Source organism: Enterobacter asburiae (assembly GCF_007035645.1).
GTDB lineage: Bacteria > Pseudomonadota > Gammaproteobacteria > Enterobacterales > Enterobacteriaceae > Enterobacter > Enterobacter asburiae_B.
In genome coordinates this window covers 1214086-1236505 of record NZ_AP019632.1, presented here as the reverse complement: position 1 = coordinate 1236505, position 22420 = coordinate 1214086, and the positions used below count along the sequence as shown (strand labels likewise).

Here is a 22420-nt window from a genome sequence, read left to right as displayed (position 1 = left end):
CCTTACGATTTCGCTTTCGGCATCTGGGAAACCAGCGACAGATTGACGTCCATGCCCTCCACCTGGAAGTGCGGCACGGCGTACAGCTTCACGCGGAAGAAGCCCGGGTTGTCTTCGATGTCTTCCACTACCACCTTCGCGTCGCGCAGCGGGTGAGAAGCCTGCAACTCGTCGCCCGGATCGGTCATTTCGGTCACCAGGCTGCGGACCCACGTGTTCAGCTCCAGCTCCAGCAGTCGGCGGTCCTTCGTGGTACCAATGTTCTCGCGCTGAATCAGCTTCAGGTAATGGGCGATACGCGACAGCAGGAAGATGTACGGAAGACGGGCGTTGATGCGGCTGTTAGCCGTCGCATCAGCGGTGTCGTACAGCGCCGGTTTCTGAGTTGAGTTGGCTGAGAAGAAGCACGCGTAGTCGCGGTTTTTGTAGTAGGACAAAGGAATGAAGCCCAGATTCGCGAATTCGAATTCACGGGTTTCAGGAATCATCACTTCACTCGGGATTTTTACCTGATTGCCGGTACCGAGATCGTACAGATGGATAGGCAGGTCCTGAACCGCACCACCAGCCTGCGGGCCACGGATTTGTACACACCAGCCATTATTGATAAAGCTGCGCACCATGTTGGACGCGAAGGCAAACGATGCATTGGTCCACAGGTATTTGTCGTGATCGGGACCTTTGACTTCTTCGACATAGTTGAAGCTGCGAACCGGAACGGTGTCCGGGCCATACGGCAAACGTCCCAATACGCGCGGCATGACCAGGCCGATGTAGCGAGCGTCATCAGTATCGCGGAACGATTTCCACTTGATGTACTCTGCGCGGTCAAAATAATTACCAATATCTTTAATCGCCGCGACGTCTTCCATGGACTCTTTAAGGAAGAATTTCGGGCCTGCTGAGCCGATAAACGGCATATGTGCAGCAGCGGATACCTTAGAGATGTTGCGAAGCAGAGCGACATCCTGCGCTGAAGCATCAAACTCGTAAGCGGAAATCAGTGCCGCAATCGGCTCGCCGCCTGGAGTATCATATTCATCAATGTAGGTGTGTTTATACAGACCACTCTGGATGATTTCCGGGGTATCTTCAAAGTCCTGCCGCAGGTCTTCTTTGGACATACTCAGAAGCTCAATTTTCACGTTCTGGCGAAAATCTGTTTTATCAATCAGTGATTTCACCCCACGCCACAGGCTTTCGACCGCCTGAAACTCGTCATGGTGCATAACCGCGTCCAGCTGGCGGCTGATCTGGTAATCGAGCTCAGCGATGTGATGATCGATAAGGCTTTTATCCAGTTTTTCGACCTTCGCGCCTGCTTTGGTCAGACATTCCAGAAAGACTTGCATACCTGCAGTCAGACGCTCATCAGCGGTTGCATCTGACATCGCCTGCGCATCTTGCCAGAGGTCTAATGCGCTCAACTCAGAGACAGGATTCAGATTGATTTTCTCAAACAGGGAGGCGTAAACCCCACCCGCAGCAGGACGTTCCAGCACCACGCTTTCACTACCGGCAATATTATTTTGTACAGACATGAGCATTCCTTGTTTAATCCGTTAAAACAGCGTGATGGTTACGATTTTCTTGATGCCAGTGCGGATAGTTCATTTCTCAGTTCAGCACTAAGCGACTGGTCCAGAAGGATTTTTTCCAGCTCTTTTCGGAAAGTCTGGTTATCCAGCAAATTGGCCTTCAGATCGCGAAGCAAGTTGCGCATCGCCAGCATCGCCTTCAGCTGCGGTATCTGAGCAGCCACCTGCTCTGGCGTGAAATCTTTCATGCTCTGGAAAGTCAGCTGAACATTTTCCTCACCACCATCATCAGAGAGCGTATTTTTAACGGTTAGATTAAGTTTTGGGGAGTATTCAGAAAGAACACTGTCGAAATTATTTTTCGTGATGTTAACTTTCTCACGCTCAGATATTTGAGCAGACTCTTGCCCATTACTGAAATCACCCGCAACCAGTAATTTCAGCGGTAATTCCATTTTCTTGCTTGCCCCGCCTGTATGCAGGTCAAGCTTAAGGTTAATACGTGCCTTAGGCACCTCATTCTGAAAACTGTCAGCCATCTCATCATCCCTCTTTGTTTTTGCTACGCCAACTTCACGGTATCGTTCTTGATGCGCAATATTAGAATAATGATCGATGTAAAATCAAATACACAGATCATTTATCCGCAATGAGAAATTTCTTAAGAATTTTCCACTAAGATATTATTACGGATTATCCGTTCAGCTCAGGGAAAGACACTGCTTTTTTCACACAAAGCGAATATTTGCACCGTAAAAAGGATCGCAGCCAGAGAGATGCTAATAAAACCATCTTGTTTTGATTTGCATCACAACATGATATTAAAAAAAGATGAAGGAACGGCAACAGGTTATTGCAAGCAGATAAATGACAGAGGTTAATGAATGAAGAAGAGTGACGAATTGATTGATAACATGAATAATAAATAAGAATTTTCACAAAGAAAATTCTTATTTATTATTCGAAGGAAAATAAAATGTAGATGCGGGTCCGAAAATAAACACTGCTGCTCTTTTGTCTGCCCACTCCTCTTTGCGCAAAGACTTCAGTTCTCCTCTCAGGCATGAGAACTGCTCTCCCTTCTGGAGTTTATACAGTGTAAAATCAAACACCTCCCGGATCGCCGCTTTTTTAATCAAAAACGAGTAATAGCACATATCGTATAACGGTGCTACATTACGCCGCCCGCCCAAATCAGCAGTGGCCAGGCAACGCCGCAGTAAAGTTCGGTAAAGCCTGCAACCATCACCTTGAAGAACGGTCTTATCGGCACGTCGTATCGCAAACTCTGCGCTACCTTTACAGGCTTCACATAGGTTCTACTATTTTGTCTCAATCCAAATTTCAACGTGCGTTTTTACACCCGCGTTACTGGTTTACATGGTTTGGCCTTGGCGTACTCTGGTTGCTGGTTCAACTTCCGTACCCTGTCCTGCGCTTGCTGGGGTCAAAACTGGGCAGCGCTTCCCGCGTTTTCCTGAAACGTCGCGAATCCATCGCGCGTAAAAATATTGAGCTTTGTTTTCCGCAGTACAATGCAGAGGAGCGTGAGAAACTCATCGCTGAAAACTTCAAGTCTATCGGCATGGCGCTGCTTGAAACCGGCATGGCATGGTTCTGGCCAGATGAACGTGTCCGCAAATGGTTTGACGTGGAAGGCCTGGATAACCTTAAACGCGCGCAGATGCAAAAACGCGGCGTGATGGTCGTCGGCGTTCACTTTATGTCGCTGGAGCTGGGCGGCCGCGTGATGGGGCTTTGCCAGCCAATGATGGCAACCTACAGACCGCACAACAGTGCGCTTATGGAATGGGTGCAGACGCGAGGCCGTATGCGTTCCAATAAGGCGATGATCAGCCGTAATAACCTGCGCGGTATGGTCGGTGCTCTCAAGAAAGGAGAAGCCGTCTGGTTTGCACCCGATCAGGATTATGGACGTAAAGGCAGCAGCTTTGCGCCTTTCTTTGCGGTGAAAGACGTTGCGACGACTAACGGTACGTTTGTCATTTCGCGTCTGTCTGGTGCTTCCATGCTGACCGTGACGATGGTGAGAAAAGCAGATAAGTCAGGCTACCGCCTGCACATCTCCCCTGAAATGGCTAACTATCCGGAAAACGAGTGCGAAGCGGCCGCGTTTATCAATAAAGTCATCGAAACTGAAATCATGCGCGCGCCAGAGCAATATCTGTGGATGCATCGTCGTTTCAAAACCCGCCCTCTTGGCGAAGCCTCGCTCTATATTTAGCCCTTCATGAAGGTTAGTTTCGCTAAGAAACTAACCTTTTCAATCACCTGTCTTCCCGCTGAGTAACTGTCTTTTAATGCGTCGCCCAAAGTGAATTTATTGCGAAGTGAAATCAAACTGTCGCCGTTCCACGACACTCGTAAGTGACGGAAATTATTTAAAAAAATCCCTCTTGTCACCCCTCATTTTTAAGCGTACATTAGCGCCGTCTGGCAACAGGAAAGCACAGAATTCTGAGCTGGAGTTAACGGCATAACGGGAAAATTCTCATTTCCGTTTTGACCGGATTTCAGTTCTCTATAATCAGGTGGACTCTGTTTTTAAATGCGTACCACAAGATACGCGGAGCGATGAAACGTGAAATATTTCTTTATGGGCATTTCGGTGATTGTTTTAGTCTGGGCCGGAACCTTTGCCCTGATGATCTAGTGAAGAACATGCAGTCAAAAAAACAGGAGCCAACGGCTCCTGTTTTTTTATGTCATGACGACGCGGGATGTTCAGCGACGCTCTTTGAGGTCAGAAGACCGTCGGCCCGGAACATACTCTTGATGCCCCTCACCGCCTGACGAATACGGTCGCTGTTTTCAATCAGGGCAAATCGCACATGGGTGTCGCCATAATCACCGAATCCAATGCCAGGCGAGACACACACCTTTGCATCCTGAAGCAGCTTTTTAGCAAACTCCAGCGATCCCATCGCCGCATAGGGCTCCGGAATTTTCGCCCAGACGTACATAGACGCCTTCGGCATTTCCACCATCCAGCCCGCTTCATGCAACCCCTTTACCAGCACGTCGCGGCGGCGCTTATACTGGGCGGCAATCTCGTGGACGCACTGCTGGTCGCCTTCCAGGGCAGCGATAGCGGCGACCTGCAGCGGCGTGAAGGTACCGTAGTCGTGGTAACTCTTAATGCGCGCCAGGGCACTCACCAGCGTTTTGTTACCCACCATAAAGCCAATGCGCCAGCCCGCCATGTTGTAGCTTTTCGACAGGGTGAAGAACTCTACCGCCACATCACGCGCGCCCGGGACCTGCATAATCGACGGGGCTTTCCAGCCGTCATAGACGATATCTGCATAGGCTAAATCGTGAACCACCAGCACGTCATAACGCTTGGCCAGGGCGACAACTTTCTCGAAGAAATCAAGCTCCACGCACTGCGCCGTTGGGTTCGACGGGAAACCGAGGATCATCATCTTGGGTTTCGGATAGCTTTCGCGAATCGCACGTTCCAGTTCGTTAAAGAAATCGACACCTTCCACCAGCGGCACAGAACGGACCTGCGCCCCGGCAATTACCGCACCGTAGATATGGATCGGATAGCTTGGATTAGGCACCAGCACCGTGTCGCCATGATCCAGCGTGGCCAGCATCAGGTGTGCCAGCCCCTCTTTCGAGCCGATGGTGACAATCGCTTCACTTTCCGGATCGATATCAACCTGATAGCGATCCTGATACCAGCGCGAGATCGCGCGACGTAACCTGGGAATACCGCGAGAGGTCGAGTAGCCGTGCGTATCCGGGCGCTGGGCAACCGTGCAGAGCTTTTCAACGATATGCGGTGGCGTTGGGCCGTCAGGGTTACCCATGCTGAAATCGATAATATCTTCGCCACGCCGACGCGCAGCCATTTTCAGTTCAGCAGTGATATTGAAAACATAAGGGGGGAGACGATCGATACGCGTAAAACGGCGTTCAGGACTGAATTCAGCCATAGATTCCTCAGATTAACGTTAGCGCCCGGACCGTCCGAGCGACGCTGCCACTGATGTGGCATGTTTAGAAAATAACCTGAAAAAAATCATGCTGTCGAGAGGGAAATGAAAAAAAAGCGCTCGACTAAAAACCGGAACTCGGCTGCGCCTAAAAGCGGAAGCCCCTGTTTCGGGATAGGCTGTCTGATAGCTGTTATTTAACAGGATGATATCAAACCAGTTACCTGATGATTCGCCGTTCAGAAAAAAACAGGACGCCTCGGTCATCGCCAGATAATCCCCTTTCAAAATTATGGTTTTTCCTCATTTGATAAACCTGACGGATAGCTGGTCAATACGCGCCAGGTTTTTTATCATGGTTCTTTCCCGTTTTCCCAGGTCTACTCGTGCACGAAATATTCACTATGCTGCTGGCGGTTTTTGACCGTGCGGCATTAATGCTGATTTGCCTGTTCTTCCTCATTCGCATTCGCCTGTTTCGCGAGCTGCTGCACAAATCAGCCCACTCGCCAAAAGAGCTACTGGCCGTTACCGCCATCTTTTCGCTGTTCGCCCTGTTCAGCACCTGGTCCGGCGTGCCGGTAGAGGGTTCGCTGGTTAACGTGCGCATTATCGCCGTCATGTCCGGCGGGATTTTGTTTGGTCCGTGGGTGGGCGTTATCACCGGCCTGATTGCCGGGACGCACCGCTATCTGATTGATATCGGTGGCGTAACGGCGGTGCCGTGCTTTATCACCAGCATTATCGCCGGGGTGCTTTCCGGCTGGATCAGCCGCAAAATACCGAAAAAACAGCGCTGGCGCGCCGGGATCGTCGCAGGCATGGTGTGCGAAACGCTGACCATGATCCTGGTCGTCGTCTGGGCTCCCACCACCGAGCTGGGGCTGGATATCGTCTCGAAAATCGGTATTCCGATGATCCTGGGCAGCGTGTGCATCGGTTTTATCGTGCTGCTGGTGCAAAGCGTTGAAGGGGAAAAAGAGGCCAGCGCCGCCCGTCAGGCCAAGCTGGCGCTGGATATCGCCAACAAAACGCTGCCTCTCTTCCGCCACGTTAACGCGGAATCGTTGCGTCAGGTCTGCGAGATCATTCGCCATGACATCCACGCTGACGCCGTCGCCATCACCAATATTGACCACGTGCTGGCCTACGTTGGCGTCGGGGAGCACAACTATCGCGACAACGATGACACCATAAGCCCGACCACCAGACAGGCGATTAACTACGGTAAAATCATTATTAAAAACAATGATGAAGCCCACCGAACGCCGGAAATCCACTCGATGCTGGTCATCCCGCTGTGGGAGAAAGGCGTCGTGACGGGCACGCTGAAAATTTATTATTGCCACGCGCATCAGATCACCTCGACGCTGCAGGAGATGGCCATCGGCCTGTCGCAGATAATCTCCACCCAGCTTGAGGTTTCGCGGGCGGAACAGCTGCGCGAGATGGCAAATAAGGCAGAGCTGCGCGCGCTGCAGAGTAAAATCAATCCCCATTTCCTGTTTAACGCGCTGAACGCTATCTCCTCGTCCATTCGCCTTAATCCGGACACCGCGCGCCAGCTGATTTTTAACCTGTCGCGCTATCTGCGCTACAACATCGAGCTGAAAGATGACGAGCAGATCGACATCAAAAAAGAGCTGTATCAGATCAAGGACTACATCGCGATTGAGCAGGCCCGCTTTGGCGACAAGCTCACGGTCATTTACGATATTGATGAAGAGGTCAACTGCGTGATCCCGAGCCTGCTTATTCAGCCGCTGGTCGAAAACGCGATTGTTCACGGTATTCAGCCCTGTAAAGGCAAAGGCGTCGTCACCATTAGCGTCACCGAAAGCGGCAACCGGGTGCGGATTGCCGTGCGCGATACCGGCCACGGGATTGATCCAAAAGTCATTGAGCGCGTGGAGTCTAACGAGATGCCGGGGAATAAAATCGGTCTGCTGAACGTGCACCACCGGGTCAAGCTGCTTTACGGCGACGGTCTGCATATTCAACGTCTTGAGCCGGGCACCGAAATTGCTTTTTACGTCCCGAATGCGCGCTCGCGCGCGCATACGACGACATCACTGTTGCCCCAGGTGGAGTAACCCATGAAAGTTATCATCGTAGAAGATGAATTCCTGGCTCAGCAGGAGCTCACCTGGATTATCAAAACCCACAGCCAGATGGAGATTGTAGGCACGTTTGATGATGGTCTGGACGTACTGAAATTTTTGCAGCATAACCGGGTCGATGCGATTTTCCTGGATATCAATATCCCGTCGCTGGATGGCGTATTGCTGGCGCAAAACATCAATCAGTTTGCCCATAAGCCGTTTATCGTTTTCGTTACCGCCTGGAAAGAGCACGCCGTAGAGGCCTTCGAGCTGGAGGCGTTTGACTATATTCTTAAGCCTTATCAGGAGTCGCGGATTGTCAGCATGCTGCAAAAGCTGGAAGCCGCATGGCAGCAGCAGACCGCTCCCGCTAGCGCCACCCCAATGGTACGCGAAAACGACACCATTAATCTGGTCAAAGACGAGCGCATCATCGTGACGCCGGTCAACGATATCTATTACGCCGAAGCGCACGAAAAGATGACGTTTGTCTATACGCGGCGGGAATCGTACGTGATGGCGATGAACATTACCGAATTCTGCAGCAAGCTGCCGACAGCACACTTTTTCCGCTGCCACCGGTCGTTTTGCGTAAATTTAAACAAAATCCGCGAGATCGAACCGTGGTTTAACAACACCTACATTTTGCGTCTGAAGGATCTGGATTTTCAGGTGCCGGTAAGCCGCAGCAAGGTGAAAGAGTTTCGTCAGCTGATGCACCTGTAAAGAAAACGCCCTCTCCCGCGGGAGAGGGCTCTGCATCAGAGGATTTGACCGAGAACCTGACGCAGATGGGCCCCGGAACCCAGCAGTCCCGGGTTATCATGCACGATCAGATAAACCGGAATGTCCTGCACGTAACTTCTGAAACGCCCTTTATCTTCAAACCCGCCGCGGAAGCCCGAGGCTTTAAAGAAGTCGAGGAAGCGCGGTACGATCCCGCCCGCGATATAGACCCCACCGAAGGTGCCCAGCGTCAGCGCCAGGTTGCCGCCGAAACGACCCATGATCACGCAGAACAGCGACAGGGCACGACGACAGTCAATGCAGCTGTCCGCCAGCGCGCGTTCGGTGACGTCTTTCGGCTGCAGGTTTTCCGGCAGACGACCGTCTGATTTCACAATCGCGCGGTACAGATTCACCAGCCCCGGACCTGAAAGGACGCGCTCGGCGGAGACATGGCCGATCTCAGCGCGTAACTCTTCGAGGATAATGCCCTCTTCTTCGCTGTTTGGCGCAAAGTCTACGTGGCCGCCTTCACCCGGCAGGCTCACCCAGCGCTGAGCAACATGCACCAGATGCGACACGCCGAGGCCGGTACCGGCCCCGTAAACCGCAATCGGCTTGCCTTCGACCGGTTCAGCGCCGCCAAACTGGATCAGATGCTCTGGCTTCAGCATTGGGATCGCCATGGACACCGCGGTAAAGTCATTGATGATTTCAAGATGCGAAAAACCGAGGTTTTTTTTCATCTCGGCGATGGAGAATGCCCAGGTATGGTTGGTCATTGCGACCCAGTCGCCGGTTATCGGGCAGGCAATAGCGATGCAGCCGTCTTCAACGCTCACCTGATGCTCTTCCAGATAGACGCGGACAACGGCCTCAAGGCTTGGATAATCCAGCCCGGAATAGGTTTTCGCCCGGGAAATCTCACCGCTACTAACATCGCACAATGCGAGGCGCGCGTTCGTGCCGCCCACATCACCTACCAAAGCATACTTTGTCATTCTTCTACTGCTCCGCTAAAGTCAGAATAAATCTTTGGGACACTGTAAATTCAAGGCGTGATAACAACAACGGCCATAAGGTGAATGCCCATGGATTATCGATCTTCGTCACAGAATAACTTTACCGTTTCAGCACCTTTTGCACTATTGCCATAAAGCTTAATGTGCAAAGTAACGTAATGCCGTTTTGTACAAGGAAATCATCATGCTCCACCCGCGAGCCAGAACCATGCTGTTGCTGGCAATTCCGGCGCTAATTATTGGCGTGGCCTCAAGTCTGGTGCTCATTGTCGTGATGAAAGTCGCGTCGGTGCTGCAAGCCATGTTATGGACAGCGCTTCCGACAAAACTGGGGGTTAATGCTGATTCCCCTGCCTGGATCGTTGTGATGCTGACGTTAACCGGTATTGCGGTAGGCCTGGTGATCCGTTTCAGTCCCGGCCATGCCGGCCCCGATCCGGCGCAGGAACCGCTGATTGGCGCCCCGGTTCCCCCTTCTGCACTGCCCGGACTGCTCATTGCGTTGATTATCGGTCTGGCCGGCGGCGTCAGCCTGGGGCCGGAGCATCCGATTATGGCGGTGAATATTGGCCTGGCGGTTTTCCTCGGTTCACGCATTTTGCCCCGCGTCGGCGCGCTGGACTGGACCATCCTCGCCTCCGCAGGCACCATCGGGGCACTTTTCGGCACGCCCGTCGCTGCCGCACTGATCTTTTCTCAGACGCTCAGCAGCAATAACGACGTCCCGCTGTGGGATAAGCTGTTTGCTCCGCTGATGGCAGCAGCCGCTGGCGCGCTGACGACCAGCCTGTTTTTCCATCCCCACTTCTCACTCTCTCTCCCCCACTACGGCCAGATGCAGATAGCCGATATTTTCAGCGGCGCCATCGTCGTCGCGATCGCCATCGCGCTGGGAATGGTAGCGGTATGGTGTCTTCCTCGCCTGCACCGGCTGATGCATAAACTCAAACACCCGGTGTTAGTTCTGGGGGCTGGTGGTTTGATCCTCGGTATTTTAGGGGCAATCGGCGGGACGGTGACGTTGTTCAAAGGTCTGGATGAGATGCAGCAGCTGGCCTTCAGCCAGGTGTTTAGCGTCTCCGACTATCTGCTGTTTGCCGTGATTAAGCTGGCCGCGCTGGTGGTGGCTGCAGCCTGCGGTTTTCGCGGTGGACGCATCTTCCCGGTGGTCTTTGTCGGTGTAGCGCTGGGGCTGATGTTGCACGAACACGTCGATGCGGTGCCTGCGGCCATTACCGTCTCCTGCTCTATTCTGGGGCTGGTTCTGGTGGTTACGCGTGACGCCTGGCTCAGCCTGTTTATGGCGGCGGTAGTGGTACCCGATTCGACGCTTTTCCCCCTGCTCTGTATCGTGATGTTGCCCGCCTGGCTCCTGCTGGCGGGCAAACCGATGATGATGGCCTGGCGAAACGACAAGTAATCAGGCGCTATTGCGCGCTTCCAGCGCTTTAGTAATCGCCCCCAGCAGCGGCGGGATATCGGCTTTCGGCAGCATCACCTCAATTAGCGAGAGCCGCTCGTGGTGCGCCACTTTCTCAAGGACATCCGCCAGCTGCTCCACTTCACTGACCCGCCAGCACTGGGCCTGAGGATCAAGGCTCAGGGCCTGCGGGATTTGCGTCCAGTTCCATAGCGCAATGTCGTTATATCGCTGTTCCGGCCCGTGGATCGCTCTTTCCACCGTGTACCCTTCGTTGTTAAGGACCAGAATAATCGGGTGTTGTTTATCGCGCAGCATCGAGCCAAGCTCCTGTATGGTGAGCTGCGCCGCGCCATCCCCCGTCAGCACAATCACGCGCCGGTTTGGGCAGGCGGTTTGCGCGCCAAACGCTGCGGCCAGGGTGTAGCCGATCGATCCCCACAGCGGCTGGACGATAAAATTCACATCAGCCGGAAGACGAAGGTCGATCGCGCCGAAGGCCGAGGTGCCCTGATCCGCAAGGATGATGTCTCCCGGGCGGATAAACGTCTGCAACGTTTTCCAGAAATTCTCCTGCGTCAGCGAGACATCAGGCTGCGGATAGGCCATCGCGCTTTGAGACGACGGTACCGGCGTTTCGTGCACGTGCTGTTTACACAGCTCCACCAGCGTTTCGATTGCCTGAAGCATGGGGATGCCGGTAAACCAGACGTCACCGACGCGTGAGGCATGAGGCTGAACTTCAATTGTTTGTGACGGGGTTAGCTGATGCGTGAAGCCGGCGGTCAGGGTATCGGTAAATCGCGTCCCGATGCACAGCACCGTGTCTGCCCCTTCAATCGCCTCTTTTACCGCACCGGCGCTCGCCGAACCGCTGTAGGTGCCGTAAAAACCGGCGTGACGCTCGTCAAATATCCCTTTACCCATCAGCATAGTGGCGTGTGCCATCGGTACGTCCTTGACCCACTTCTGTAGGGCATGCTTCAGGCCGTGGCGCAGGACAAGGAAATCGGCCAGCAGCGCAGTACGTTTGCTTATGGCCAGCCTGTTCTCAGCGGCATCCCGGAACGCTTTCAGGCAGGCGCTATCGGCATGCGCGTGTTTGAGAGTGAGAGCGTTTACAGGAGGCGTGGCGGCTTTTTTTGCCACATCCGCAGGCAGCATCAGATAGCCGGGGCGACGCTCCCGGAGCATGGTAGTTAATACCCGGTCAATCTCGTAACAGGCGTTTTGTTCGGTCAGGATCGCCTGTGCAACGGTGATCGGTTCGCTCATATGGTAAAAATGACGAAACTCACCGTCGCCCAGCGTATGGTGCAGCAGCTCCCCTCTTTGCTGTGACGCCGTACCCGGCGCGCCCACAATATGCAGTACCGGAACGTGCTCAGCGTAGCTGCCCGCAATGCCGTTCATCGCACTTAACTCTCCTACGCCAAATGTCGTAAGCAGCGCGGCAAAGCCCTTACATCGGGCGTATCCGTCCGCGGCATAGGAGGCGTTTAACTCGTTGGCACAGCCCACCCAACAGATATCCGGGCTGTCTATCACATGGTCGAGAAACTGCAGGTTATAGTCGCCCGGCACGCCAAACAGATGATCGGCTCCACAATCCGTAAGACGGTCCAGCAGGTAATCGGCGACGCAGTATGGGGTACGCATGAACAGGTATCCTTCTAATGTTGACCTCACCTTGAGTATTAAATAAGCGTGATGACTGTCCAGAATTGGCGATAAGAAGAGCATGGAAAGAATGCTTTACAAAAAAGGCTGCGCTATGCTGCTTTTTTTCGCGTTAATGTAAACGCATACACTGATTTTTTCTTCAGCGCCAGAGGTGATGAGAATGGGTTATCAGCCGGACAAAAATCGTTATCGGACAATGGAGTATCGTCGCTGCGGGCAAAGCGGACTCAGGTTGCCCGCCATCTCGCTTGGGCTGTGGCATAACTTTGGCGACACCACGCTTATCGAAAACAGCCGTCAACTTTTACAGCGCGCGTTCGATCTGGGCATTACGCATTTCGACCTTGCCAACAACTATGGCCCGCCGCCGGGATCGGCCGAACGTAATTTCGGCCGTATTTTGCAGGAGGATTTCCTGCCCTGGCGCGACGAGCTGATCGTCTCTACCAAAGCAGGTTATACCATGTGGGATGGCCCTTACGGCGACTGGGGGTCACGCAAATATCTGCTGGCAAGCCTGGATCAGAGCCTGAAGCGCATGGGGCTGGAGTATGTGGATATCTTCTATCATCACCGTCCTGACCCACAAACGCCGCTGCTGGAAACCATGAAAGCGCTTGACCATGCGGTGCGCCAGGGAAAAGCCCTGTATGTCGGGTTATCCAACTACCCTGCGGAACTGGCTCGCAAGGCGATTGATATCCTTAACGATCTCGGTACGCCCTGCCTGATCCACCAGCCAAAATACTCTCTTTTTGAACGTGCGCCGGAAGAGGGGCTGCTGAACGTGCTGCAGGAAAAAGGGGTCGGCTGCATTCCCTTCTCGCCGCTGGCCGGTGGACAACTGACCAACCGCTATCTGAACGGCATTCCGGCAGACTCACGCGCGGCAAGCGGCAGTCAGTTCCTGAACCCTGACCAGATCACCGAAGAGAAGCTGGAGAAGGTAAGAAAGCTGAACGCCATGGCGGAAGAGCGCGGTCAGAAGCTGTCCCAGATGGCGCTGGCCTGGGTATTACGCCATGAGAACGTGACGTCAGTGCTGATTGGGGCAAGTAAAACGGCCCAGATTGATGATGCCGTGGGGATGCTGGAAAACCGCCATTTCTCTGCGGAAGAACTTGTCCGTATTGACACGATTCTGAACAGCTCAAAATAGAATCACTTTTAGCAAAAAGTGCTCTCGCTCAGGAATTCGGAGTTGAGGCGATGAAACGAGGCTTTACCAACTCGTAATATTGCGTTAACAGGCCCCACAAGGGCCCCGATCGTGAAGGAGAAAGAGTATGTTCAGGTCACTGATTCTTGCAGCGGTATTACTGGCTTCAGCCCCGCTGATCGCCAATGCGGGCGAAATCACCCTGTTGCCATCAGTAAAATTACAAATTGGCGATCGTGACGACTACGGCAGATACTGGGACGGTGGCTACTGGCGCGACCGTGACTACTGGAACCGTCACTATGAGTGGCGCGGAGACCGCTGGTGGAAACATGATAACGGCAGACACCGCGGCTGGTATAAAGACAACGCGTATGAGCGCGGCTACCGTGAAGGCTGGAACGATCGTGACGACCGTCGCGGCGGCTGGGATCGCGGCGGGAAAGGACGCGGCCACGGTCATGGCCACGGTCACCATTAATGCAAAAAGGAGCCTCCCGGCTCCTTTTTCTTTTAGAGCCCCAATGCGGTGCCAATAAGCAGCCACAGGTTCAGTGCCACTACCACCACCACGATTGCCCACCCGGTCCGTTTCACCAGCGTTGAGTTAACCAGTTCGCCCATCAGGGTTTTGTTGCTGGTAAAGATCAGCAGCGGCACCAGCGCCAGCGCGATACCAAAGCTCAGCAGCACCTGGCTCATGACCAGAATTCTCGTAGGATCAAGCCCCATCAGAATCACGATAAATGACGGGAGCATGGTGACGGAGCGACGAACCCACAGCGGAATATGGAAGCGGACAAATCCCTGCATCACCACCTGACCTGCCAGCGTGCCCACCACCGTAGAAGAGAGACCGGCAGCCACCAGGCTGAGACCAAATATCGTGGCGGCAGCATGGCTCAGTAAGGGCTCCAGCGTGAGATAGGCCTGGTCGAGATCGGCAATACCGGTGTGGCCGTTAAAGTGGAAAGCGGCGGCTGCGGTAGCCATCATCGCCAGATTGACAAACCCCGCGATGGTCATGGCAATCGCCACGTCCCATTTGGTGGCGGAGTAACGCTCTTTGCGCGTCCCACCGTGGAGATGCTGGGTCAGCGAGGAGTGCAGGTAAATCACATGCGGCATGATGGTCGCCCCCAATACCCCGGCGGCCAGGAACACCGCTTCCGAGGTTGGCAGGCTTGGTATTGCCATACCTTTACCGAGCTGCACCAGATTCGGCTGTGAGAAAATCAGCTCGACGATATAGGCCGCCGCGACAAACAGCAGCAGACCGCCGATAACCTTCTCCAGCGGCTTTTGACCCCGACGCTGCAGCATCAGGATCAGGAAAGTGGCAATCCCGGTCAGTACCGCCCCCTGCAACAGCGACACGCCCAGAATCAGCTTAAAGCCGATCGCTGCACCGATAAATTCAGCGAGGTCAGTGGCCATGGCGATAATTTCCGCCTGGACCCAATAGAGCCAGACGGCCGGACGCGGATAATGGTCGCGAATTTGCTCCGCCAGGTTTTTACCCGTGGCAATCCCCAGCTTTGCGGAGAGCATCTGAATCAGCATCGCCATCAGGTTAGCCCAGACGACCACCCACAGCAGCTTATAGCCGAAGCTGGCCCCGGCCTGAATATTGGTCGCAAAGTTACCTGGATCGATATAGCCAATGGCAGCGATGAACGCAGGTCCCATTAATGCGAACCGCAACTTGCGCGCGGCTCTGCCACTGCTACCCTCTACGCGACTGTTTGTCATTTCTGCCTCTGAAATATAGCCTTTGCTATGTTTAATCCTATCAAAATGAGAATGATTATCAAGATCATTTATGCTGTTTACAGTGATTTCTCTGATAGCTTTGAACGATAGACGGGCGGGTAAGTGGGGCGATCTAACAGAAACTAAAATCGCGCGCGCTTTTGTGAAGACTAGCACACAAACTTAACTTTTCACTCATTTACCTAACATAACAAAAATGTATTGTGGATCACTATTTTTGAGACTCGTCACAGGATGTAACTATAGTGTGTCCTCGATCTCGTTTTCTTTTCGCTTGTTACATAGAATGTGCACGAAAATTAAACCTGCCTCATATTTGGAGCAAATATGGACCGCGTCCTTCATTTTGTCCTGGCACTTGTTGTCGTTACTGCACTTGCATTGCTGGTCAGCACAGACCGCAAAAAAATTCGTATCCGTTATGTTGTCCAGCTGCTGGTCATTGAAGTTTTACTTGCGTGGTTCTTCCTGAACTCCAACGTAGGCCTCGGCTTCGTGAAAGGCTTCTCCGAAATGTTCGAAAAACTGCTCGGATTCGCCAATGAAGGGACCAACTTTGTCTTCGGTAAAATGAACGATGAAGGTCTGGCGTTCTTCTTCCTGAAGGTTCTCTGCCCTATCGTCTTCATCTCCGCGCTGATCGGTATTCTGCAGCACATCCGCGTTCTGCCGTTCGTTATTCGTGGAATTGGCTTCCTGTTATCCAAAGTGAACGGCATGGGCAAGCTGGAATCCTTCAACGCCGTCAGTTCCCTGATCCTCGGTCAGTCTGAGAACTTCATCGCGTATAAAGATATTCTCGGCAAAATGTCCCGCAACCGCATGTACACCATGGCGGCAACCGCAATGTCTACCGTTTCCATGTCTATTGTGGGCGCGTATATGACCATGCTGGAGCCAAAGTATGTTGTTGCGGCGCTGGTTCTGAACATGTTCAGCACCTTTATCGTTCTGTCGCTGATCAACCCGTACCGCGTTGACGCAAGCGAAGAGAACATTCAGATGTCAAACCTGCACGAAGGCCAGAGCTTCTTCGAAATGCTGGGTGAGTACATTCTGGCGGGCTTCAAAGTAGCGATTATCGTTGCCGCCATGCTGATCGGCTTCATTGCGCTGATTTCTGCGCTGAACGCCCTGTTCGCCGCGGTGCTGGGTATATCCTTCCAGGGTATTCTGGGCTACATCTTCTACCCGGTTGCCTGGGTGATGGGTGTGCCGGCTCACGAAGCGCTGCAGGTGGGCAGTATCATGGCAACCAAACTGGTTTCTAACGAATTCGTTGCGATGATGGATCTGCAGAAAATTGCCAGCACGCTTTCTCCGCGCGCGGAAGGCATTCTGTCCGTGTTCCTGGTCTCCTTCGCGAACTTCTCGTCCATCGGGATTATCGCGGGCGCGATTAAAGGTCTGAACGAAGAACAGGGCAACGTGGTTTCTCGCTTTGGCCTGAAGCTGGTTTACGGCTCTACGCTGGTGAGCGTCCTGTCTGCTTCTATCGCGGCACTGGTACTCTAACGTTTAGCGTTAAACAAAAACCGGGAGCCTGGCTCCCGGTTTTTTTATGCCCGCAATTCTTCCAGCGGTTTGGGTTTGCCTATCAGGTAGCCCTGCAGGTAATCCACGCCGAAGCGAAGCAGCATCTCGCGCTGCGCCGGTGTTTCGACGTATTCCGCTACGACGCACAGCGATTTCGTCTTCGCCAGATTACACATCGACTGCACGATCATCGCATCCATATCATCGGTACAAATGTCTTTAATAAAGCAGCCGTCAATTTTAATGATGTCTGCCTGCAGGCGTCTGAGGCGCTCGTAGTTGGCGTAGCCGGTACCAAAATCATCTATAGCAATCCGGAAACCGTAATCCCGCAGTTGCTGAATATTGTGGATGCTGCTGCCTGAATTTGAGAAGGCCTGCTCTTCGGTAATCTCAATCACGACGGACTGAGGCGCAACGCCGTAGCGTTCAAAGAGCGCACAAATCTCGGACGCCACCTCTTTTTGCATCAGCGTAAGCGGCATCAGATTAACGGAGAAACGAGCGCCAGCCTGCGTTGAAGGGTGATCGCGCAGCCACAGCAGTAATTTCTCCATGACGCACATATCAAACCGGTGGCTGAGGTTGAACTGGGCAATCAACGGAATAAAGCGGTCAGGAGTGAAGATCTCGCCCTCGCTCTCCATACGCGCCAGAATTTCGTAGTAGCCGCTCCCGTCCGCCTTCTGGATCGGTTGCGCGTATAAATGGAACTGGCCCGCCTCCAGGGCATGCTTAATCCGCGCCAGCATCAGGACTCGCTCTGTCGTTTGCCCTGATGCCGCCTCGAGGCTATTCGTGAGCGCAAGCACGTTGTTTGTTGTTCCGCAGGATTGCTCGGCCAGCCAGCTCAGCTGCCCCAGCGTGTGGTGCAATTTTTCGCCGTTTTCGACCATTCCCCAGGACGCACCGAATTCAATATCCAGCCCGGTGTTGTTCCAAAAAATCTTACGGCTGTTCAGTCGATCAACCATATGCTGGAGGCGCTCAGCGGTTCCCGGGCCCAGTAGTACCAGCACAAGCTCGCTTCCGGGGAGCTGGAAGAGCGTCTCATCTTTTTGCAGGAGAGGCTGCAGCGACGTGGCGATCGTACGTTTGCAATGGACCCGCATGAGGATCCCATAGTGGCGGCTCAAAAATTCCAGGTTATCCATACGCAGAATGCTCACTTTTGCATCCGGGTGAATCTCAAGATAATCCTCCAGCGCACGAATATTGGGCAATCCGGTCAGCGGATCGGTGAGCGCCCTCCCCTGCCAGCCCCGCTTAAGCCACTCGCTGCGCTGGTAAATGCGCGACATGTAAAGCAGACAGATCGCGAATGAGATAAGCACGGACAGAATAAAAGAGAGCGAATGGCCCGATTCCACCCCGTTAAGGAAATTGTAGTTGTAGGTCAACAGCAGGAGCGCAGATACAGCCCACAGCAGAGAAATCAACGCATAGGTCAGTCGGCTTATCGCTAAGGTAAAAAGAATAAAAATCAGCGGCATCAAATAGCCCGCAATGACGGGAGATTCAAAAGGACCACATAAAATGACGAGAATGAAACTTAATAGCACCAGCCAGGCAAAAATATATAATGAATTCTTGTGAAAAAACACGGGCTTCACGCTTCGTCGCCAGAAACTTATTGCATAACGGGGATTAATTATCATTCTTAACGGGTAATAGAACATCATGGTAAAAATCAATGCCGCGCATATCAGGCTTTGTATATCCACAACGTTATAAATTACCGTCCCTTCGCCGAAAAAGGTCGAAATTGTCACAGGAAAATCAAACAAATAGCCCGCCAAATACATCGACAGCTTAATCCCTATTGGCACCATAAAACCGAGCCAGAATATCCGCAATCCGATGTGCTTGTTAGGGATGGAGTAGCGCCAACGCTTACCCAGCATGATGCGAAGAAGACCGCACGCCGCGAACAACGCAAAGGTCTGACAGAACAGTAATACTGAATATTGTAGCGGTGCTAAATTTACATAGAATAAATTAGTGACAGTAAAACCTAACAAAATGGGAAGAATAGCCCTGCGCCCAAATAGCAGAATTACCGCCAGCATTACGCTTAAAGGTAACCATGCTAAATAAACGTCGTGACCATTAACAATTGCGCGGGGAGAGAGATAACGGGAGACAGGTACCGCAATCAGGCATAAAGCCAGAGCAATCATAAATATCTTTACATTATTGTAAGTTTTTCTATTCATTAACCTGGGCGTTATTTTCCGAGATAATTATTGACCGGATGGATAATAGGTTTATTAATTGCGCGAATCAAGTTCAAGTCTATTTTTAGACTGGTTTATTGATGTCGATTGAGGTGAGGTACGGGAATACCTTCTTTTTGATAACAAAATACGGTGGCGAGTGTTACAAACACATAAAAAAAACCCTCGTCTTTCGACGAGGGTTTACAATTTTGGTGGAGCTAAGCGGGATCGAACCGCTGACCTCTTGCATGCCATGCAAGCGCTCTCCCAGCTGAGCTATAGCCCCATCGTAAAGCTGTCATGTTGACGGGCGGCATAATATGAATTCCACCGCGGAGTGTCAACGGCAAAATCAATCCCAGCCATTCAATCGCCGAAAATTCATGCAAATGAATCACTTTGCGAGCCTGCTCGCAGTCAGGAGTTAAGCCTGTCACGTTTTCACGTAAAACGGTGCTATAAAATGAGCCGTTAATTAACCCCACTGATATTCAGGAAATTGCATGATCAAGGAACGAATGACGCCAGAAGAGTTAGCCCTCCTCACTGGCTATAGCCGCCAGACCATCAATAAATGGGTACGCAAAGAGGGTTGGATTACATCACCAAAACCAGGCGTCCAGGGCGGGAAAGCTCGCCTGGTACATGTGAACGAAAAAGTCCGTGACTTTATCCGCAGCGCACGTCGGGCAACTGAAACGTCCGAACTGCCAGAAGGCGTCAGTCATGATAGTTCGCTTCACACGCTGCTCCTGACGCTGGCCAATGAAATGACGCCGGAAGAGCAGAAGCAGATGACATCGCTGTTAATGCGGGAAGGGATTACCGGATTGTTGCAACGTTTAGGAATTCGCGATCAGAACTGATATGAAAAAATTACGCAGCAAAATGACCACGGAAGAGCTGGCGGAGAGTTTGGGCGTTGCCAGACAAACGGTTAATCGCTGGATACGCCAGCAGGGATGGAAAACCGAAGGCCTCAACGGTGTAAAGGGTGGTCGCGCGCGGCTCATTCATATTGATGCGCGCGTGAAGGAACATATTATGAGCCTTCCGGCGATCCGTAACCGTCAGGCGGTTTACCATCTCGCTGAGGTCACCGCTTCATACAATGAACTCTCTTCAAACCTGTCTCCGGGCATTATTGAGACGCTGGAGAGTATGACTCAGCCAGAGCAGAGGCGTCTGGACGCCTTATTGAAACGCGAAGGCATACACGGCTTTCTGACGCGGCTCGGTCTCACGGAATAAAAGGCATAAAAAAAACGGCAGGGTAACCTGCCGTTTTTTATCTGAGGCCTAATTACTGCTGATTTTCACGTTCAGCGATAAAGTCCAGCGCCTTGTTAATACGCGCTACGCTGCGTGACTTGCCGATGGCGTGAACCGTCACATCCAGTGCCGGAGACTGACCCGCCCCGGTCACCGCAACGCGCAATGGCATGCCGACTTTACCCATACCGACTTCCAGCTCGTCTGCCGTCGCCTGAATGGCGTGATGCACATTCTCAGCGGTCCACTCGGTAAGGGCCGCCAGCTTGTCGCGCACCACTTCCAGCGGCTGACGCGCAACCGGACGGAGGTGTTTCTTCGCGGCGTCCGCGTCGAACTCTTCAAACTCTTCATAGAAGTAGCGGCAGCTTTCGGCAATCTCTTTCAGCGTTTTGCAGCGCTCGCCGAGGAGTTTCACCAGGTCCGCCAGCTCAGGGCCAGTGCGGGTATCAATATTTGCCTGCTCAATATGCCACTGCAGATACGTCGCCACATATTCTGGCTGCATGGTGTTGATGTAGTGATGGTTCAGCCACAGGAGCTTGTCGGTATTAAAGGCGCTCGCTGATTTGCTTACAGAGCTCAGAGAGAACAGTTCGATCATCTCTTCGCGACTGAAGATCTCCTGGTCACCGTGGGCCCAGCCCAGACGCACCAGATAGTTCAGCAGCGCTTCCGGCAGATAGCCGTCGTCGCGATACTGCATAACGCTTACCGCACCGTGACGTTTAGACAGTTTTTTCCCGTCATCACCGTTGATCATGGAGACGTGCGCATAAACTGGCACAGGAGCGTTCAGCGCCTTCAGGATGTTGATCTGACGTGGCGTATTGTTGATATGGTCTTCACCACGGACAACGTGGGTAATTTCCATATCCCAGTCGTCAACCACAACGCAGAAGTTGTAGGTTGGAGAACCGTCGGTACGACGGATGATCAGATCGTCCAGTTCCTGGTTGCTGAATTCAATTGGGCCACGGATCTGGTCGTCAAAGATTACCGATCCCTCTTGCGGGTTAGCAAAACGCACCACGCAAGGCTCATCTGCAGCATGCTCGCTATGGTCGTGGCGGCAGCGGCCGTCATAACGCGGCTTTTCACCGTTCGCCATCTGCGCTTCACGCAGTTCATCCAGACGCTCTTTAGAGCAGTAGCACTTATACGCCGTGCCCGCGACCAGCATCTCATCAATGACGGCGTTATAGCGGTCAAAGCGTTTGGTCTGGAAGTAAGGACCTTCATCCCATTCCAGATTCAGCCAGTTCATCCCATCCATAATGGCTTCAATTGCTTCTGGCGTGGAGCGCTCAAGATCGGTGTCTTCAATACGCAGCACGAACTCACCTTTGTTGTGGCGTGCGAAAAGCCAGGAATAGAGAGCGGTACGTGCACCACCGACGTGCAGATAGCCTGTCGGGCTCGGCGCGAAGCGAGTTTTGATTTTCATGAAATGGCCTTACGTTATAAAGATGCCGGCAATCGGCAAATCCTGGGGAAAAAACGATGGGCAATATTCTATCACTGTGGGGGGATTCCTCAATGTTGATCCCTTTATCGTGACCGAGTTTGCGATTTTTGTTTAGAAATCATGCGCCATTGCCCGTTTCGCGATCGTTTTGTTTAATTTTACGACGAACGAATAAAAACTTTAGAAAATGCGTTGACTCATTTTCAACTCTCCCTATAATGCGACTCCACACAGCGGGGGTGATTAGCTCAGTTGGTAGAGCATCTCCTTTACACGGAGGGGGTCGGCGGTTCGAGCCCGTCATCGCCCACCATTTCGGGTCGTTAGCTCAGTTGGTAGAGCAGTTGACTTTTAATCAATTGGTCGCAGGTTCGAATCCTGCACGACCCACCAATGTAAAAAGGCGCCCTAAAGGCGCCTTTTTGCTATCTGCAGTTTGTCTACTTCCGACTTCCAGTAACTTTACCGCATCATCAATACTGATTGTTTATCGATGTAACTCCCTGCCAGATATGGCAGTTTTGCTCAAGCTAATCC

Annotated in this window: 19 protein-coding genes and 3 tRNA genes; 12 read left to right on the top strand and 10 right to left on the bottom strand. The window is 52.6% G+C overall.

Features of this window, described 5'->3' with window-relative positions:
• Positions 1-2: 2 nt before the first annotated feature.
• The 3 genes from tssC to FOY96_RS22950 form a co-directional block, all read right to left on the bottom strand.
• Positions 3-1547: a type VI secretion system contractile sheath large subunit gene (gene tssC / locus FOY96_RS05850; RefSeq protein ID WP_033146134.1), complete on the bottom strand. Its 1545-nt coding sequence runs from the start codon at positions 1545-1547 to the stop codon at positions 3-5.
• Between the two features lie 32 nt (positions 1548-1579).
• The gene (gene tssB, locus FOY96_RS05845; protein WP_033146135.1) at positions 1580-2077 is read right to left on the bottom strand and encodes a type VI secretion system contractile sheath small subunit; all 498 of its coding nucleotides are present in this window, start codon (positions 2075-2077) and stop codon (positions 1580-1582) included.
• 632 nt (positions 2078-2709) lie between these two features.
• Positions 2710-2850 carry a hypothetical protein gene (locus FOY96_RS22950; protein ID WP_172620498.1) on the bottom strand — a complete coding sequence of 47 codons (141 nt, stop codon included), beginning with the start codon at positions 2848-2850 and terminating at the stop codon, positions 2710-2712.
• A gap of 12 nt (positions 2851-2862) precedes the next feature.
• Between FOY96_RS22950 and lpxP the strand changes: the two genes are divergently transcribed.
• Positions 2863-3783, top strand: coding sequence for a kdo(2)-lipid IV(A) palmitoleoyltransferase (lpxP, locus tag FOY96_RS05840; RefSeq protein WP_024907634.1), 921 nt, complete (start codon positions 2863-2865; stop codon positions 3781-3783).
• Between the two features lie 357 nt (positions 3784-4140).
• Positions 4141-4212: a membrane protein YpdK gene (gene ypdK, locus FOY96_RS05835; protein WP_099458937.1), complete on the top strand. Its 72-nt coding sequence runs from the start codon at positions 4141-4143 to the stop codon at positions 4210-4212.
• Between the two features lie 52 nt (positions 4213-4264).
• On the opposite strand, the gene alaC is transcribed toward ypdK, so the two are convergent.
• Entirely contained in the window at positions 4265-5503 is a 1239-nt protein-coding gene (gene alaC / locus FOY96_RS05830; RefSeq protein ID WP_023308710.1) for an alanine transaminase, read from the bottom strand.
• 386 nt (positions 5504-5889) lie between these two features.
• On the opposite strand from alaC, the gene FOY96_RS05825 reads away from it, so the two are divergent.
• The gene (locus FOY96_RS05825; RefSeq protein ID WP_143346640.1) at positions 5890-7596 is read left to right on the top strand and encodes a sensor histidine kinase; all 1707 of its coding nucleotides are present in this window, start codon (positions 5890-5892) and stop codon (positions 7594-7596) included.
• A 3-nt stretch (positions 7597-7599) separates the two neighbouring features.
• On the top strand, positions 7600-8331 hold the full coding sequence (locus FOY96_RS05820; RefSeq protein WP_143346639.1) for a LytR/AlgR family response regulator transcription factor: 732 nt from the start codon (positions 7600-7602) through the stop codon (positions 8329-8331).
• A 35-nt stretch (positions 8332-8366) separates the two neighbouring features.
• On the opposite strand, the gene glk is transcribed toward FOY96_RS05820, so the two are convergent.
• A complete protein-coding gene (gene glk / locus FOY96_RS05815; RefSeq protein WP_023308713.1) occupies positions 8367-9332 on the bottom strand; it encodes a glucokinase in 966 nt (321 codons plus the stop codon).
• 205 nt (positions 9333-9537) lie between these two features.
• On the opposite strand from glk, the gene FOY96_RS05810 reads away from it, so the two are divergent.
• On the top strand, positions 9538-10773 hold the full coding sequence (locus FOY96_RS05810; RefSeq protein ID WP_047060687.1) for an ion channel protein: 1236 nt from the start codon (positions 9538-9540) through the stop codon (positions 10771-10773).
• Here the strand turns inward: FOY96_RS05810 and ipdC are convergent, their stop codons facing one another.
• On the bottom strand, positions 10774-12432 hold the full coding sequence (gene ipdC, locus FOY96_RS05805) for an indolepyruvate decarboxylase (RefSeq protein ID WP_143346638.1): 1659 nt from the start codon (positions 12430-12432) through the stop codon (positions 10774-10776).
• Positions 12433-12616: 184 nt separating this feature from the next.
• Here ipdC and mgrA point away from each other — a divergent pair, with 184 nt between their 5' ends.
• Together mgrA and FOY96_RS05795 are read left to right on the top strand one after the other, a co-directional pair.
• Positions 12617-13615 (top strand): L-glyceraldehyde 3-phosphate reductase, encoded by a 999-nt coding sequence (gene mgrA / locus FOY96_RS05800; protein ID WP_143346637.1) that lies wholly within the window; start codon positions 12617-12619, stop codon positions 13613-13615.
• A 127-nt stretch (positions 13616-13742) separates the two neighbouring features.
• Positions 13743-14096, top strand: coding sequence for a DUF2502 domain-containing protein (locus FOY96_RS05795; RefSeq protein ID WP_023308717.1), 354 nt, complete (start codon positions 13743-13745; stop codon positions 14094-14096).
• 32 nt (positions 14097-14128) lie between these two features.
• On the opposite strand, the gene FOY96_RS05790 is transcribed toward FOY96_RS05795, so the two are convergent.
• Positions 14129-15367 carry an Nramp family divalent metal transporter gene (locus tag FOY96_RS05790; RefSeq protein WP_033146141.1) on the bottom strand — a complete coding sequence of 413 codons (1239 nt, stop codon included), beginning with the start codon at positions 15365-15367 and terminating at the stop codon, positions 14129-14131.
• Between the two features lie 348 nt (positions 15368-15715).
• Here FOY96_RS05790 and FOY96_RS05785 point away from each other — a divergent pair, with 348 nt between their 5' ends.
• Complete coding sequence (locus tag FOY96_RS05785) at positions 15716-16903, top strand: NupC/NupG family nucleoside CNT transporter (protein ID WP_008501591.1); 1188 nt, start codon at positions 15716-15718, stop codon at positions 16901-16903.
• A 44-nt stretch (positions 16904-16947) separates the two neighbouring features.
• On the opposite strand, the gene FOY96_RS05780 is transcribed toward FOY96_RS05785, so the two are convergent.
• Positions 16948-19140: a sensor domain-containing phosphodiesterase gene (locus FOY96_RS05780; protein WP_143346636.1), complete on the bottom strand. Its 2193-nt coding sequence runs from the start codon at positions 19138-19140 to the stop codon at positions 16948-16950.
• 213 nt (positions 19141-19353) lie between these two features.
• Positions 19354-19429, bottom strand: a tRNA-Ala gene (locus tag FOY96_RS05775).
• Positions 19430-19646: 217 nt separating this feature from the next.
• Between FOY96_RS05775 and FOY96_RS05770 the strand changes: the two genes are divergently transcribed.
• Positions 19647-20009: a YfeC-like transcriptional regulator gene (locus FOY96_RS05770; RefSeq protein WP_033146143.1), complete on the top strand. Its 363-nt coding sequence runs from the start codon at positions 19647-19649 to the stop codon at positions 20007-20009.
• 1 nt (position 20010) lies between these two features.
• Complete coding sequence (locus FOY96_RS05765) at positions 20011-20394, top strand: YfeC-like transcriptional regulator (RefSeq protein ID WP_143346635.1); 384 nt, start codon at positions 20011-20013, stop codon at positions 20392-20394.
• 52 nt (positions 20395-20446) lie between these two features.
• Here the strand turns inward: FOY96_RS05765 and gltX are convergent, their stop codons facing one another.
• Entirely contained in the window at positions 20447-21862 is a 1416-nt protein-coding gene (gltX, locus tag FOY96_RS05760) for a glutamate--tRNA ligase (protein WP_033146145.1), read from the bottom strand.
• A 258-nt stretch (positions 21863-22120) separates the two neighbouring features.
• Between gltX and FOY96_RS05755 the strand changes: the two genes are divergently transcribed.
• Positions 22121-22196: transfer RNA gene (locus FOY96_RS05755), tRNA-Val, on the top strand.
• Positions 22197-22200: 4 nt separating this feature from the next.
• Positions 22201-22276: transfer RNA gene (locus tag FOY96_RS05750), tRNA-Lys, on the top strand.
• The last annotated feature ends 144 nt before the right edge of the window (positions 22277-22420 follow it).

Coding starts and splice junctions, on each gene's coding strand:
- FOY96_RS05780 (WP_143346636.1), bottom strand. CDS start 19,140: ATGAATAGAAAAACTTACAATAATGTAAAGATATTTATGATTGCTCTG.
- FOY96_RS05790 (WP_033146141.1), bottom strand. CDS start 15,367: ATGACAAACAGTCGCGTAGAGGGTAGCAGTGGCAGAGCCGCGCGCAAG.
- glk (WP_023308713.1), bottom strand. CDS start 9,332: ATGACAAAGTATGCTTTGGTAGGTGATGTGGGCGGCACGAACGCGCGC.
- mgrA (WP_143346637.1), top strand. CDS start 12,617: ATGGGTTATCAGCCGGACAAAAATCGTTATCGGACAATGGAGTATCGT.
- FOY96_RS05765 (WP_143346635.1), top strand. CDS start 20,011: ATGAAAAAATTACGCAGCAAAATGACCACGGAAGAGCTGGCGGAGAGT.
- tssB (WP_033146135.1), bottom strand. CDS start 2,077: ATGGCTGACAGTTTTCAGAATGAGGTGCCTAAGGCACGTATTAACCTT.
- FOY96_RS05820 (WP_143346639.1), top strand. CDS start 7,600: ATGAAAGTTATCATCGTAGAAGATGAATTCCTGGCTCAGCAGGAGCTC.
- FOY96_RS05795 (WP_023308717.1), top strand. CDS start 13,743: ATGTTCAGGTCACTGATTCTTGCAGCGGTATTACTGGCTTCAGCCCCG.
- tssC (WP_033146134.1), bottom strand. CDS start 1,547: ATGCTCATGTCTGTACAAAATAATATTGCCGGTAGTGAAAGCGTGGTG.
- FOY96_RS05810 (WP_047060687.1), top strand. CDS start 9,538: ATGCTCCACCCGCGAGCCAGAACCATGCTGTTGCTGGCAATTCCGGCG.
- gltX (WP_033146145.1), bottom strand. CDS start 21,862: ATGAAAATCAAAACTCGCTTCGCGCCGAGCCCGACAGGCTATCTGCAC.
- FOY96_RS05770 (WP_033146143.1), top strand. CDS start 19,647: ATGATCAAGGAACGAATGACGCCAGAAGAGTTAGCCCTCCTCACTGGC.
- ipdC (WP_143346638.1), bottom strand. CDS start 12,432: ATGCGTACCCCATACTGCGTCGCCGATTACCTGCTGGACCGTCTTACG.
- FOY96_RS05785 (WP_008501591.1), top strand. CDS start 15,716: ATGGACCGCGTCCTTCATTTTGTCCTGGCACTTGTTGTCGTTACTGCA.
- alaC (WP_023308710.1), bottom strand. CDS start 5,503: ATGGCTGAATTCAGTCCTGAACGCCGTTTTACGCGTATCGATCGTCTC.